Genomic DNA, 13,614 nt, shown 5'->3' with positions numbered 1-13,614 from the left:
CACTGCCTGCCGCGCGAGGGCGGCACAATGCGTCGATGGCCGCCGTCGACGGCCGGGAGACACGCGTGCTGTACAAGTTCAAGTCGAAGGCCGGGGCTGATGTCATCATGCTCGCCGCCCATGGCGATCAAGCGCTGCAGGCCCTGGGCCGCAGTCCGGCTCCCCAGGGGATTCTCCAGGCGTCTGACCTGCCCGCGCTGATCGCGCAGGGAGAGTCCGCGATTGCCGAGGAGCAGCGAGCGCTGGATCGTGCCGCCGAGGAGGCCGTGGCCGACGGCCGCAAACCACCGCCCAAGCCCGAGGTCACGTTGCGCCAGCGCCTGTGGCCGCTGCTGGAACTGATGCGTACCGCGCAGGCCGCCAGCACCGATGTGGTCTGGGGCGTCTGAGTGGACTCGACCCTGATCCTGGCCATCCGGCATGGCGAGACCGCGTGGAACCGCGAAGGCCGTTTGCAGGGACACTTGAACCTCCCGCTGAACGCTCTGGGCGAGCGTCAGGCCGAGCGGCTCGGTGCCGCGCTGGCCGAGCATCCGATCGACGCGATCTATGCGAGCGACCTGGATCGAGCCGCAGTGACGGCCCGGCATCTGGCGGCGCCGCACGGTATCGATGTCCAGCTCGATGAGCGACTGCGGGAACGCGCTTTCGGCATCCACGAGGGCAAGCTCTGGACCGAGATCGAATCCGGTTTTCCTGAGGACGCCCTCCGCTGGCGCCGGCGTGAGCCGGACTTCGAGCCGCCCGGCGGCGAGAGCCTGATCACGCTGTACGCGCGTTGCGTCGCCGTCGTGTCCGAACTGGCCGCGGCGCATGCGGGGCAGACGATCGCGATCGTCGCGCACGGCGGAGTGATGGACTGCCTGTACCGGGCCGCGACCCGCATCGACCTGCAGGCGCCGAGAAGCTGGGTCCTCGGCAACACGAGCATCAACCGACTGCTGTACTCGCCGCAAGGATTCAGTCTGGTCGGATGGAACGATGATCACCATCTGCAAGGCCTGACGCTGGATGATCCTGGCGTGCCGGGCTTCATGCCGGCCACGACGGTGACAGCCAAGGCTTGAGCGCCGGATCGCCGGCTCCCTCGAGGGACGGCGGCCGCGGAGATCGACAGAAGCGCCGCATCGAGCGCTCATCGAGGAGACACATGACCGACGCACAGATCATCGTGCTGGCCACGCCGGTGTTCTTCGCCCTGATCGGGCTTGAATACTGGGTCGGCCTGCGCCGCGGCCGCAACACCTACCGCCTGAACGATGCAGTGAGCAGCATCGCGCTGGGCATGCTCAGCCAGGTGGTGGGCGTGCTGACCAAACTTTTCACGCTGGGGATCTACACCTGGGTCTTCGAGCGGGCGGCCTTGACCCGACTGGACGCAGGTGCCTGGTGGGTCTGGCTGTTGGGGCTGCTGCTGTACGACTTCCTCTACTACTGGCACCACCGGCTCGGTCACACGACCGCGCTGCTCTGGGCCGCGCATGCCGTCCACCACCAGAGCGAGGACTACAACCTCTCCACCGCGCTCCGCCAGACCGGGAGCGGTTGGCTGGTGGGCTGGATCTTCTACATGCCGATGGCCATCCTCGGCTTCCCGCCGCTGGTGTACGCAGTCGTCGCGCTGATCGACTTGCTGTACCAGTTCTGGGTGCACACGCAGCAGATCGGCAAGCTCGGCTGGTTCGACCGCTGGTTCTGCTCGCCGTCCAATCACCGCGTGCATCATGCCGTCAACGATCCCTATCTTGATCGCAACTACGGCGGAATCCTCATCATCTGGGACCGGATGTTCGGCAGTTTCCAGGAGGAACTGGATCGCGAGCCCTGCGTCTACGGCACCCGGGATGCGCTGAAGAGCTGGAGCCCCTGGACCGCCAATGTCCAGGTCTATGCCAAGTTGCTGACCAAGACGCGACGCACGACGCGCTGGCGGGACAAGTTGCGCCTCTGGTGGGAGCCGGCGCACTGGGAGCCCGGTGTCGGCGCCCGCATAGCGCCCGGATATGACCCGCACACCAGGCCGCTGTTCGACCCGAAAGTCGCGTCCTCGCACGCCTGGGCAGCGGGAGCGATGTTCCTGCTGCTGCTCGTCGCCGTCGCGCTGTTCCTCTGGAACGCCCATCGACTCGGTCCGATCGAGCAGATCGCCGTCCTCGCCGGACTTCTGGCGGGACAGGTGCTGACCGCGCGTCTGCTATCACCCGCCGACCCCCTCGTTCACCCCTAACGGGGAACTGTTGCAATTTTGCGTCGGGCGTTATGGGTGCGTGCAACGCACTTCTATACTCCGCACACCTTGCAGTAAAGCCATTGAGCCAGACCGGCTGAAACCTCCAACTGGATGAAGGTGGGTATGAAAAAGATTGCATTCGCTGCGGCCATCGCGGCTCTTTCCGCTCCCGTGTTCGCGCAGAGCTCCGTCACGCTCTGGGGTCGTATCAACACCTCGGTGGAAAGCATCAAGACCGGCAACAACGACCGCGTCGCCTCGGTGATCAACAACAACTCCCGCCTGGGCTTCAAGGGCACGGAAGATCTGGGCAGCGGCCTGAAGGCCAGCTTCGCGCTGGAACACGGTCTGAACTCGGACGACGGTCGCCAGACCAGCTCGGCGTTCTGGAACCGTGAAGCCAGCGTGCAACTGGCCGGCGATTTCGGCGCGATCCGTCTGGGCCGCTGGACGCCGGGTTCGTACTACGCCACCGCGGACTACGTGTCGATGCACAACCACGACACCGGCACGTCGGAAGACAAGCTGTACTCGGGTGCCGGCTTCACGCAGACCAACAAGGTCGGCTACTTCACGCCGAACATCAGCGGCTTCAACGGCGAGTTCACGCTGCACGCCGGTGAAGGCGTCGACCCGCGTGGTTACGACGTCGCCCTGAACTACGACCAAGGCCCGGTGCACCTGGGTGCTGGTTACAGCAAGCAAGGCAGCGCCAAGCAGTACGCGATCCGCGGCCTGTATGAACTGGGCGCCTTCACCTTCGGCGGCTACGCGCAGCGCGAAGAGTCGGGCACCGCACTGGTTGCCGGTGGCAAGGACAGCCGTTGGATCGGCCGCGCCGCCGTGATGTACACGCTGGGCCAATCGGAATTCCACCTGAACGTCGGTGGTACCAAGGCGGGCGCGTACTCGTTCAACAGCGGTCGCAACGGTGGCAAGCAATACACGCTGGCCTACAACTACAACCTGAGCAAGCGCACCAAGGTCTACGCTTTCTACACCGCCGTGGACGCCACCACTGCGAACAAGCGCGACGATCTGAACTCGTTCGCCCTGGGTGTTCGTCACAACTTCTGATCTCCGGATCACGAAGCAGAAAGGCGCTCCTCGGAGCGCCTTTTTCATTGCAGCGTCGGTGCACCTGTTGTCTTGCAGGCTCAGCCGGCGCTCATTCAAGCTCGAACAACTGCCCCGCCTGTTTCGGCGGAGCGACTCCGAGGTGGCGATACGCCGCCAGCGTTGCGATCCGCCCGCGGGGGGTGCGCTGGAGAAAGCCCTGCTGGATCAGATAAGGCTCGATGACGTCCTCGATGGTGCCGGGCTCTTCGCCGATCGCCGCAGCGACGTTGTCCAGCCCCACCGGCCCGCCGTCGAAGCGGTGCACCACCGCCTCAAGCAACTTGCGGTCCATCAGATCGAAGCCCAGCGGATCGACGTCCAGCATCGCCAACGCCTTTTCCGCGATCGTGCGGGTGATGGTGCCATCGGCCTTGACGTCGGCGTAATCGCGGACGCGACGCAGCAACCGGTTGGCGATCCGCGGCGTGCCGCGCGAACGCCGCGCAACCTCGAGCGCGCCTGCCGGCTCGATCGGTGCGCCGAGCAGCGACGCGGACCGCGTCACGATGCGCTGCAGTTCATCGGCCGTGTAGAACTCCAGCCGGGCGACGATGCCGAAGCGATCGCGCAGTGGGTTGGTCAGCATGCCGGCGCGCGTGGTCGCGCCGATCAGCGTGAACGGCTGCAGGTCAAGCTTGATCGAACGCGCTGCCGGGCCTTCGCCGATCATGATGTCGATCTGGTAGTCCTCGAGCGCCGGATAGAGGATTTCCTCGACGACCGGCGAAAGCCGGTGGATCTCGTCGATGAACAGCACGTCGTTGCGCTCGAGGTTGGTCAGGATGGCGGCGAGGTCCTTGGGCTTTTCGAGGACCGGCCCGCTGGTCTGGCGCAGGTTGACGCCCAGCTCCGCGGCCACGATGTGACTCAGCGTCGTCTTGCCCAATCCCGGCGGTCCGAAAAGCAGCACGTGATCGAGCGCCTCGCGTCGCTTTTTCGCGGCGCCGATAAAGATCTCCAGCTGCTCCCGCGCCTTGGCTTGGCCGACGTACTCGTCGAGCAGCTTGGGGCGCAGTGCGCGTTCGATCGCGTCCTCGTTCGGCGACGCCGGTTGTGCGCTGATCAGGCGGGCCTGCTGCGGCGCGGGCGTGAAGTCGTCGGTCTGGATGCTCATGGTGGGAGGGTACGCCGCGCGCGCGGATTCATGACAGGTGCTTCATCGCCAGCTTGATGCCTTCGCTGACGCCAATGTCCCCCGGCAGCGTCTTCAGCGCCGTACCGGCTTCCTTCTCGCTGTAACCCAGCGCGACCAGCGCCTGGAGGATGTCGGCCTGCGCGTCGTTGGCCACGGACACCGGCAGCGACAGGTCGGGGCTCAGCTTGCCCTTGAGCTCCAGCAGCAGCCGTTCGGCCGTCTTCTTCCCGATGCCCGGGACCTTCACGAGACGGCCAGCCTCCTGCCTGGATACGGCCTGCGCCAGGTCGCCGACCGACATGCCGGACAGCAGCGACAAGGCCATCTTGGGGCCGACGCCGCTGATCTTGATCAGCAGACGGAAGGTGCTGCGCTCTTCGGCTGTGAGGAAGCCGAAGAGGACGTGGGCATCCTCGCGGATGCTCAGGTGCGTCAGCAGTGTGGCGCGCTCGCCCAGGCCCGGCAGATTGAAGAAGGTGCTCATCGGCACATCGACTTCGTAGCCGACGCCTTGCACGTCGATGAGGACCTGCGGGGGCGATTTTTCCGCAATGACGCCGGTGAGCTTGCCGATCATGGGCGCGGATTATCCGCGTTCAGCGGCGATTCGACGGTGATTTGCTGGATGTTTGTCCAGTATTTTCCCGAGGCGTGCGGCCACGCCTCGAGATCCGGCGCGCGAAGCGCTCAGTTGCGCCCGAAAAGCCCCAGGCGTTGTGCTTCCAGCGCCGCTTCGGCGCGCGAGCTCACATTGAGCTTGCGGTAGATCTGCTTCACATAGTCGGCGATCGTGTGGCGCGACAGCCCCAACTGCACGCCGATCTCCGGCAGCGTGAAGCCCTTGGCGACGCGAAGCAGCACTTCCGTCTCGCGGTCCGTCAGCGAGACCTCGTGCAGCACCTGCGCGGCCTGCGGCCGGCGTTGCGACGTGAAGTAGGCGATGACCTTGCGCGCGATCGACGGGGACAGCGGCGGCTCTCCCTGGCTGATGCGCTGGAGCTGCTCGACCAGCAGCTCGCGCGATTGCTCCTTGAGCAGGTAGCCGAAGGCACCGGCCTGCAGGGCAGGGAAGAGATGCTCGTCGTCGTCGTGGATGGTGACGATCACCGACTGGACTTCAGGCTGTTTCTCTCGCAGCGCGGAGATCACGTCGACCCCGGAACCGTCCGGCAGGCCCAGGTCCAGCAGGGCCAGCGTGAAGCGCTGCGAGTTGACCTGCTGCAATGCGTCCTGCACCCGCGAGCACTCGGTGACGACCGCGTTGGCGAAGACCTGTTTGACCAGGACCTTGAGCCAGGCGCGGATTTCGGGAATGTCTTCGAGGAGCAGGATGTGGTTCATGGCGCGGATTCTTGCTCAGGATTGTCGTGCGGGCGGAGTGCTCGCTGACTTCCTGCAACGGTACGGCTTTCTGGAGGGACTGACCATCCTGATCAACGCCGGACTGTGGCGCCGGCGGCAATGGATCACGCTGGCATGCGATCAGAGCGGGATCGTCAGCCGGATGACGGTGCCCCAACCGGGGCCGGATTCGACCAGGCACTGACCATGCATCTGCTTGGCGCGCGCCTTCATGCTGGCCATGCCGTGTCCCTTGTCCAGGCGACCTTCGAGCTCCAGCGGGATGCCCTGGCCGTTGTCCTGGATCACCACGGAGAAGTAGCCGTCCTGCGCCGAGCAGCTGATCACGCAATGCGTGGCGCCGCTGTGCTTGATGATGTTGCTCACCGATTCGCGCAGGATGCGCGTCGTCTGCACGTAGGCGCGGGCGGGGAAGGTGTGCTCGATGTCCTCGGCGGGCGATTTCCACTCGGCCAGGATGTTGGCCTGTGCCAGTCGCGAGACCACCTCCGCGCGCCAGTCCCCCAGCGCGTCCAGCAGTTGCACGGGCTTGCCGGTCAGGCCACGCACCGACAGCCGCATCTCCTCGAGCGCCTCGCGCGCGAGCGTGGAGATCCGGTCCGACTCGCTGGTGTGGACGATGGTCAGCAGCTTGGCACCCAGGTCGTCGTGCAGGTCGGCGGCGATGCGCTTGCGCTCGCGTTCGGTGACCTGCTCCAGCTTGGTTTCCGCGACCTGATCGAAATGGCGCTCCAGCTCGGCGATGCGCTCCTGCAGACGCAACTCGCCTTGCAGGACGGCGAGCTCGGACTGCGTGAGCGCGCGGGCGAACTCGCGCACGCGATGCAGGCCGAGTCCCAGCAGGCACAGTGGCCCGAGGATGCCCGCCAGACCGCTGCCCGGCAGCGTCCAAGCGGCCAGCACCGCGAGCGCGCCGAAGCCGATCAGCACGCAGCTGAGGATGAAGTCGGACTGCGGGTATCGCTCCTCCAGCGTCGGGAGGAACATGTCCTGCCACAGATGCCAGAGATGCCAACCCATCGCGACCAGCAACTGGGCGCCCAACCACCAGAGCGCGAAGGAGGCGATCCGTGTTGCCGGCACCGGCAGCAGCAACGCGGCAGGAAAGAGCAGCGCCTGGGCCAGCAGCGCGCGATGCATGCGGCGATCGCGTCGTCGCATCCGCCGCATCAGGTAATGGATGGCGCACCACAGCAGCCACGGCGCCAGGATCACCGCGATCCCCGTGCGCCATGACGACAGGGGCGCGAGGCCAACCGTGACGACCCATCCCGGCATCAGCACGAGCAGCCAGCTGATGTGACGTTGGGCGCGGCGTTGCCAGATCAGCAATCCCAGCACGAAGGCCATCAACACCAGCGCGGACTGCAGACCATAGGCGAGCTGCGGCGCCAGACGCGTCCATAGCGTCGCGAAGGAATCGGTGGCGACGCCGTCGGCACCGGCGACCGCCGCGCCCGCGACCTGGGCGAGACAGACCGGCACGGCCAATGTCAGCGCGGCCGCGGCGCCGAACGCCGCAGGTCTGGATCCTCCCTGTGCCGGCACGGCATCGCAGTGGCCGGCGTCTCCTTGTTGTTCCGTGATCCGGTGCATGGGGGGCGATTGTGCAGGCGCAGCAAGCGCGCGGCGCACTGGCGCGCGACAATACCGCCCTCAACCCCCCTGAATACGGAGCCTCCTCCGCCTTGAACCTGCGCCACGCTTTCACCCCCGCCGACAACCGGCGTCTGTCGCACCTGTGCGGCCCGCTGGACGAGCATCTCCGCCAGATCGAGGCGGCGCTGACCGTGCGCATCACCCATCGCGCCGAGCACTTCAACATCGAGGGCGACCGCGCTCCGGCGCAGCGCACGCTCGCCTTGCTGGAGTCGCTGTACGCGCGGGCCGACCGGGCCATTCCCGGCGAGAGCCTGCGTCTGGCGATCGTCGAGGCCGCCAATGACGTGGCCGCGCCGACGAAGCTCGCCAACGGCGAGGACGCGGACGGCGACAACATCGTGCTGCGCACGCGCCGCGCCGACCTGGCCGGTCGCACGGGCAATCAGCATCTCTACCTGCGCAGCATCCTGTCGCACGACATCAGCTTCGGTATCGGCCCCGCAGGCACGGGCAAGACCTTCCTCGCGGTGGCCTGCGCGGTGGACGCGCTGGAGCGCTCGACCGTGCAGCGCATCATCCTGACGCGCCCGGCCGTCGAGGCGGGTGAGCGCCTCGGCTTCCTGCCCGGCGATCTGACGCAGAAGGTCGATCCCTACCTGCGCCCGCTCTACGACGCGCTCTACGACCTGATGGGCTTCGATCGCGTGACCAAGGCGTTCGAGAAGGGTCAGCTGGAAATCGCCCCGCTCGCCTTCATGCGGGGGCGCACGCTGAATCATGCGTTCGTCATCCTCGACGAAGCGCAGAACACGACGCCCGAGCAGATGAAGATGTTCCTGACGCGCATCGGCTTCGGCAGCAAGTGCGTGGTGACCGGCGACACGAGCCAGATCGACCTGCCGCGCGGCATGCACAGCGGGCTGGTCGACGCGGAGCAGGTGCTGGACGGTGTCGAGGGCATTGCGATCACGCGCTTCACGCGCGCGGACGTCGTGCGTCATCCGCTGGTCGCGCGCATCGTGCAGGCTTACGAGGACCAGGCGGAAGTGCTGGCGCGCGAGGAAGCGCGCGCCCAGGAAGAGCATCGTGCGCAGTTCGCGGAAGAGCGTGAAGAGCGTCGTCTGAGGGCATTGCGCATGCGCGAGGCGGCGATTCGATTCGATGAGGTGCCATCGGCACCGCCGCCGCCGCCGCCCGCACCGGTGAAGAAGGCGCCCACCAGGAAGCCCGCGTCCAGGCCGGCGGCGAAGAGCTCGGCGACGAAGCCCGTCGCGACGAAGACTGTCGCGAAGAAGGTGGCCGCGAAAAAGGTGGCCGTCAAGAAGCCCGCTGCGAAGCAGGCGGCGGCCAAGTCTGCCGGCAAGTCCGCGCGAAAGGGAGCCGCGCGATGAGCCGCCCAGAATTGAGCCTGTCGCTGCAGTTCGCGGACCCGCGCCACAAGGCGCTGCTGCCGCGGCACAAGGTGATCCGCTGGATGCGCGCCGCGCTGGAACTGCCGGGCGAGATCACTGTCCGCATCGTCGACGCGGAGGAAGGGCAGTCGCTCAACCGCGAGTACCGCTCGAAGGACTACGCGACCAACGTGCTGACCTTCGACTACACGCACGAGCCCGTTGTCGCCGCGGACCTTGTGATCTGCGCCGAGGTGGTCGAGCGCGAGGCGAAGGAGATGGGGCTGGACCTCGCGGCGCACTACGCGCACATGCTGGTCCACGGCACGCTGCACGCGCAAGGCTACGACCACGAAGAAGACGACGAGGCCGAGTTCATGGAAGCACGCGAGACCGAGGTGATGCTCGGCCTCGGCTTCGCCGATCCCTACGCCAGACGCTGAGCACTACTGCTGCGTGCCCAGGTAGCGCTTGCGCCAGAAGAAGGCGCCGAGCGCGAGGGCGGTGACGACCATGACGCCGACGGCGATCCAGAAGCCGGTGGCCCGGTGGATCAGCGGCAGGGTGTCGAAGTTCATGCCGAAGACGCCGGTGATCAGGTTCAGCGGCAGGAAGATGGCCGTCAGCACGGTCAGCGTCCGCATGATGTTGTTGGTGCGCTCGCCGGTGAGCGAGAAGTGCATCTGCACCGAGGTCTCGGCTGAAGTCTCCAGCCGCCGCACATGGGTCAGGACCCGCTCGACGTGTTCGAGCACGTCGCGCGACCGCACGCGCAGCAGCTCGCGCTCGCGCTCCGCGCGCGCATCGCCGACGGGCCATTCGCCGAGCGCGTCGATCCATTCCTGCACGGCGCTGCGCTGGTCCTCGCAGAGGTCTTCCAGCCGCGACAGCGTGTCACGGGCGTGCAGCACCACCGGCCAGTCGCGGAAGTGGCCGCGCCGATCGAGCAGCAGGTTCTGCAACGTGGTCAGCTGACGCGTGAGCAACCGGCGCAGATCCAGGTAGCTGTCCACCATGTGGTTGACCATGCGCAGCATCAGCTCGGCCGGGCTGTGGGGCAGGCGGGTGCTGCCACGCAGGTCGCGACCCTCTTGCTGCGCGCCGAGCTTGCCGGCGAAGTGATCCCGCAGCGAGCACTCGCCCGGATGCACCGTGATCAGCACGCGGTCGAAGACGGCGAAGCCGACCGGACTCGTGTCGATGGCCTTCAGGGCCTCGTTGACCGCCGCGGCGTGGCGGGGCTCATCGTCGGACAGGTACTGCTCGCTGCCGGGCATCGTCGCGAGCCGGCGGAAGACCATCAGGTCGTACGAGCTCGTGTAATCGAAATGCGACGGCAGCTGCGGATTCATCAGATCCGATACATGCAGGTCGAGCAGTTGCGCGCCGGCCCAGCGCATCAGCCGCTGCTGCAGCGTGCCGAGCTGGAGCTCGAATTCACGCCGCGGCAGCCCGATCCACAGGAAGCCCTCGGGCGGGAGTTCGTCGGGCAGCTCGGCGAGTTCCTCGTAGAGCGCGTCGCTGAGATGGAAGATGCGCATGCGTCGGTCGGGCAGCCGGCGTTCCCTGGAGCCGTCGAAGCTCAGGCGCCGGCGCGGATCAGGCGCGCCGCGTCCATCGCGAAGTAGGTCAGGATGCCGTCGGCGCCGGCGCGCTTGAAGGCGAGCAGCGCTTCGAGCATCACGGCGTCGTGGTCCAGCCAGCCGTTGGCCGCGGCGGCCTTGATCATGGCGTACTCGCCGCTGACCTGATAGGCGAAGGTCGGGACCTTGAACTCGTCCTTCACCCGGCGGACGATGTCCAGATACGGCAGGCCGGGCTTGACCATCACCATGTCGGCGCCTTCGGCCAGGTCCAGGCCGACTTCGCGCAGCGCTTCGTCGCTGTTGCCCGGGTCCATCTGGTAGGTCTTCTTGTCCGCCTTGCCGAGGTTGCTGCGCGAGCCGACCGCGTCGCGGAACGGGCCGTAGAAGGCACTGGCGTACTTGGCGCTGTAGGCCATGATCCGCGTGTGGATGTGGCTGTCGGCCTCGAGCGCGGCGCGGATCGCGCCGATGCGGCCGTCCATCATGTCGCTGGGCGCGACGATGTCCACGCCCGCCCGGGCCTGGACCAGCGCCTGTTGCTTGAGCAGCTCGACGGTGCGGTCGTTCAGGATGTAGCCCTGCTCGTCGAGCACGCCGTCCTGGCCGTGGCTGGTGTACGGGTCGAGCGCCACGTCCGTCAGCACGCCCAGGCCGGGCACCTTCTCCTTGAGCGCCCGCACGACGCGGGGAATCAGACCGTCCGGGTTGGTCGCCTCGATGCCGTCGGGCGTCTTCAGCGCCGTGTCGATCGCGGGGAAGAGCGCGATCACCGGGATGCCGAGTTCGACGCATTCCTCCGCGACGGGGATCAGCCTGTCCAGGCTCAACCGGGACACGCCCGGCATCGACGCGATCGGTTCGACGCGGTTCTCACCCTCATGGACGAACACCGGGAAGATGAAATCGCTGGCGTGCAGGCGGTGTTCGCGGACCAGCGCCCGGGTGAAGGCGTCGCGACGCAGGCGACGGGGGCGGCTGGCGGGATAAGGGGCAGGAAGTTGCATGATTTCCGAGAAGTACCACCAGCATGAGGGGTCACTAGGTGGAAAGACGTAGATTCCGAAATTCGGCAGATCTGTTAAAGTCGTTCTTGAATGATAGCCGCTGGCTGTCGTTCCCTGCTTTTCCTCCCTGAGCAGGAGCCTTAACGTGATGACAGCGATAAGGCTTTCCGACCCCGGCTGTGAAGCCGGGGTTTTTTTCGCGCCCTCCATAATGCCGCGATGCTCTGGATCAAAGCGCTACACATCATTTTCGTCGCCGCGTGGTTCGCCGGCCTCTTCTATCTGCCGCGGATCTTCGTGAACCTGGCCATGGTGCCCGCCGACAGCCACGCCGAGCGCGAACGGCTGTTGATCATGGCCCTGAAGCTCTACCGCTTCAGCTCGGGATTGATGCTGCTCGCCCTGGCCTTCGGGCTGACGCTGTGGCTCTACTACGGCATCGGGCGCGGCCCGGGCAACGGCTGGATGCATGCCAAGCTCGCGCTGGTCGTCGCCGTCATCGGCTATCACCACGTGTGCCGCGCGTTCCTGCGCAAGTTCGAGATGCTCGCCAACCGTCGCAGCCACAAGTGGTTCCGCGTGTTCAATGAGGTCTCGGTGCTCATGTTCGCGGCGATCGTGATCCTGGTCGTCGTCAAACCCTTCTGATCCGGTGATGCATCGGCGCAGTTCCGCCACCTGGCTGGCCCTGTGTTACGCCGTGCTGGTGGTCTACGCCAGCCTGTATCCCTTCTGGCCCTGGCGGATGCCGCCGAGCCTGCCCTGGCCCGGCTTCGTGGGGCTGCCCTGGCCGCGCTACTGGGGCAAGTTCGACATCTGGGTCAACGTCGTCGGCTACTGGCCGCTCGGATTGCTCTGCTTCGCCGCGGTGAGCCGCGGCAGCGGCAGTCTCATGCGTGCACTGCTGCTGACGGTGGTCGGGCTGCCGCTGCTGTCGTTCTCGATGGAGACACTGCAGTACTTCCTCCCGGGCCGCGTGCCGTCGCTGGCCGACTTCCTGTTGAACAGCGCCGGCGCCTGGCTGGGCGGGCTGTGCGCGTGGGCGGTGCTGGGACTGGGCGGGCTCCGGCGCTGGAACGGCTGGCGCGAGCGCTGGTTCGTGCCGCACAGCGCGGGCGCGCTGGCCTTGCTGGCACTGTGGCCGGTGGGGCTGCTGTACCCGGCGCCGTTGCCCCTGGGGCTCGGCCAATTGTTCCCGCGTCTGCGCGAGTGGGCCGAGCTGCTGCTGGAGAACACGCCCTGGGAGCTGGTTCCCAAGGAGCTGACCGACGAGCTGCCGCTGCCGCCGGGACTGGAGGCGATCGCGATCGCCATGGGCGTCCTGGCGCCGTGCCTGCTGGCGCTGTCGGTCGCGCGACCGGGCAGGCGTCGCGCGTTGCTGGTGCTGGGCGCGATCGCGCTGGGCGTGACGACGACGGCCTGGTCGACGGTGTTGAACTTCGGCCCCGATCACGCCTGGGCCTGGCTGACCGCGACGACCGCGCCGGGCCTGATCATCGGCGGCGTGCTCGCCATGCTGGCGGCGTTCATGTCGCGGCGCGCGAACGCGGCGTGGGGGCTGGTCGTGCTGACCGTGCTGATCGCGCTGATGGCCGAGGCGCCGTCCGACCCGTACCTGCTCGAGAGCCTGCAGTTCTGGGAGCAGGGCCGCTTCGTCAACCTTTACGGGCTGGCGCAATGGGTGGGGTGGTTGTGGCCGTTCGCGGCGCTGGCGTGGCTGCTCTACGGCGTCACGCAGAGCGATCGATCAGGCCCGCCGCCTGCCGATGGGCGGTCTGAAGGACAGGCCGATCGTGACGGACCGCACGAACGGCCGCTCGGTGGAAACCCTGAAACTACAATCGACCGATGAGCTCTGCCAGCTACTACCAACGCCACATCTTCTTCTGCCTGAACCAGCGCGAGAACGAGAACGCCTGCCTTCAGCACAACGCGCAGGAGGCTTTCGACCACTGCAAGAAGCGCGTGAAGGCCGAGAAGCTGGCCGGCAAGGGCGGCGTGCGCGTGAACAAGGCGGGCTGCCTGGACCGCTGTGCCGGCGGGCCGGTGGCGGTGGTGTACCCGGACGCGGTCTGGTACTCGTTCGTGGACAACAGCGACATCGACGAGATCGTCGAGCGCCACCTCAAGCATGGCGAGGTCGTCGAGCGATTGGTGCTCGACGATTCGGTCGGCCGCTGATCGG

14 protein-coding genes and 1 pseudogene are annotated in these 13,614 nt (G+C 66.8%); 9 read left to right on the top strand and 6 right to left on the bottom strand.

The genetic code is table 11. The features are described from left to right. Window positions 1-35: 35 nt before the first annotated feature. The 4 genes from AC1VNM_RS19600 (at window position 36) to AC1VNM_RS19585 (ending at window position 3,307) form a co-directional block, all read left to right on the top strand. Window positions 36-389: a DUF1840 domain-containing protein gene (locus AC1VNM_RS19600; RefSeq protein ID WP_483108002.1), complete on the top strand. Its 354-nt coding sequence runs from the start codon at window positions 36-38 to the stop codon at window positions 387-389. Further along, the gene (locus AC1VNM_RS19595; protein WP_377159685.1) at window positions 390-1,067 is read left to right on the top strand and encodes a histidine phosphatase family protein; all 678 of its coding nucleotides are present in this window, start codon (window positions 390-392) and stop codon (window positions 1,065-1,067) included. 83 nt (window positions 1,068-1,150) lie between these two features. Beyond that, a complete protein-coding gene (locus AC1VNM_RS19590; protein WP_483108001.1) occupies window positions 1,151-2,227 on the top strand; it encodes a sterol desaturase family protein in 1,077 nt (358 codons plus the stop codon). Window positions 2,228-2,353: 126 nt separating this feature from the next. Further along, window positions 2,354-3,307, top strand: a complete 954-nt coding sequence (locus AC1VNM_RS19585; protein WP_483108000.1) for a porin — start codon at window positions 2,354-2,356, stop codon at window positions 3,305-3,307. Window positions 3,308-3,398: 91 nt separating this feature from the next. Here the strand turns inward: AC1VNM_RS19585 and ruvB are convergent, their stop codons facing one another. From ruvB to AC1VNM_RS19565, 4 genes are all read right to left on the bottom strand, one after another. Further along, on the bottom strand, window positions 3,399-4,463 hold the full coding sequence (gene ruvB / locus AC1VNM_RS19580; RefSeq protein WP_377159691.1) for a Holliday junction branch migration DNA helicase RuvB: 1,065 nt from the start codon (window positions 4,461-4,463) through the stop codon (window positions 3,399-3,401). A 28-nt stretch (window positions 4,464-4,491) separates the two neighbouring features. Further along, window positions 4,492-5,061, bottom strand: coding sequence for a Holliday junction branch migration protein RuvA (gene ruvA, locus AC1VNM_RS19575; RefSeq protein WP_377159693.1), 570 nt, complete (start codon window positions 5,059-5,061; stop codon window positions 4,492-4,494). Window positions 5,062-5,171: 110 nt separating this feature from the next. Further along, window positions 5,172-5,825: a response regulator gene (locus AC1VNM_RS19570; RefSeq protein ID WP_067069232.1), complete on the bottom strand. Its 654-nt coding sequence runs from the start codon at window positions 5,823-5,825 to the stop codon at window positions 5,172-5,174. Window positions 5,826-5,966: 141 nt separating this feature from the next. After that, window positions 5,967-7,442, bottom strand: coding sequence for a sensor histidine kinase (locus AC1VNM_RS19565; protein WP_377159696.1), 1,476 nt, complete (start codon window positions 7,440-7,442; stop codon window positions 5,967-5,969). 92 nt (window positions 7,443-7,534) lie between these two features. Between AC1VNM_RS19565 and AC1VNM_RS19560 the strand changes: the two are divergent. Both AC1VNM_RS19560 and ybeY read left to right on the top strand, forming a co-directional pair. Next, window positions 7,535-8,488 (top strand): annotated as a pseudogene (locus AC1VNM_RS19560) (PhoH family protein); the annotation flags it as partial. Between the two features lie 347 nt (window positions 8,489-8,835). After that, window positions 8,836-9,282, top strand: a complete 447-nt coding sequence (gene ybeY, locus AC1VNM_RS19555) for an rRNA maturation RNase YbeY (RefSeq protein ID WP_377159698.1) — start codon at window positions 8,836-8,838, stop codon at window positions 9,280-9,282. A gap of 3 nt (window positions 9,283-9,285) precedes the next feature. On the opposite strand, the gene AC1VNM_RS19550 is transcribed toward ybeY, so the two are convergent. Together AC1VNM_RS19550 and hemB are read right to left on the bottom strand one after the other, a co-directional pair. Then, window positions 9,286-10,380, bottom strand: a complete 1,095-nt coding sequence (locus AC1VNM_RS19550) for a magnesium transporter CorA family protein (protein ID WP_377159700.1) — start codon at window positions 10,378-10,380, stop codon at window positions 9,286-9,288. 41 nt (window positions 10,381-10,421) lie between these two features. Next, complete coding sequence (gene hemB, locus AC1VNM_RS19545) at window positions 10,422-11,429, bottom strand: porphobilinogen synthase (protein WP_377159702.1); 1,008 nt, start codon at window positions 11,427-11,429, stop codon at window positions 10,422-10,424. A gap of 219 nt (window positions 11,430-11,648) precedes the next feature. Between hemB and AC1VNM_RS19540 the strand changes: the two genes are divergently transcribed. The 3 genes from AC1VNM_RS19540 to AC1VNM_RS19530 are packed head-to-tail and all read left to right on the top strand — an operon-like array spanning window position 11,649 to window position 13,610. Continuing rightward, the gene (locus AC1VNM_RS19540) at window positions 11,649-12,077 is read left to right on the top strand and encodes a CopD family protein (protein ID WP_377159704.1); all 429 of its coding nucleotides are present in this window, start codon (window positions 11,649-11,651) and stop codon (window positions 12,075-12,077) included. A gap of 7 nt (window positions 12,078-12,084) precedes the next feature. Further along, complete coding sequence (locus AC1VNM_RS19535; RefSeq protein WP_377159706.1) at window positions 12,085-13,281, top strand: VanZ family protein; 1,197 nt, start codon at window positions 12,085-12,087, stop codon at window positions 13,279-13,281. Continuing rightward, on the top strand, window positions 13,278-13,610 hold the full coding sequence (locus AC1VNM_RS19530; RefSeq protein ID WP_377159708.1) for a (2Fe-2S) ferredoxin domain-containing protein: 333 nt from the start codon (window positions 13,278-13,280) through the stop codon (window positions 13,608-13,610). Before AC1VNM_RS19535 ends, AC1VNM_RS19530 begins: the two co-directional genes overlap by 4 nt. Window positions 13,611-13,614 lie beyond the last annotated feature (4 nt).

Source organism: Mitsuaria sp. MSU3D (assembly GCF_056867975.1).
The sequence above is the reverse complement of the archived record's forward strand: the minus strand, read 5'-3'. Positions and strand labels throughout refer to the sequence as shown.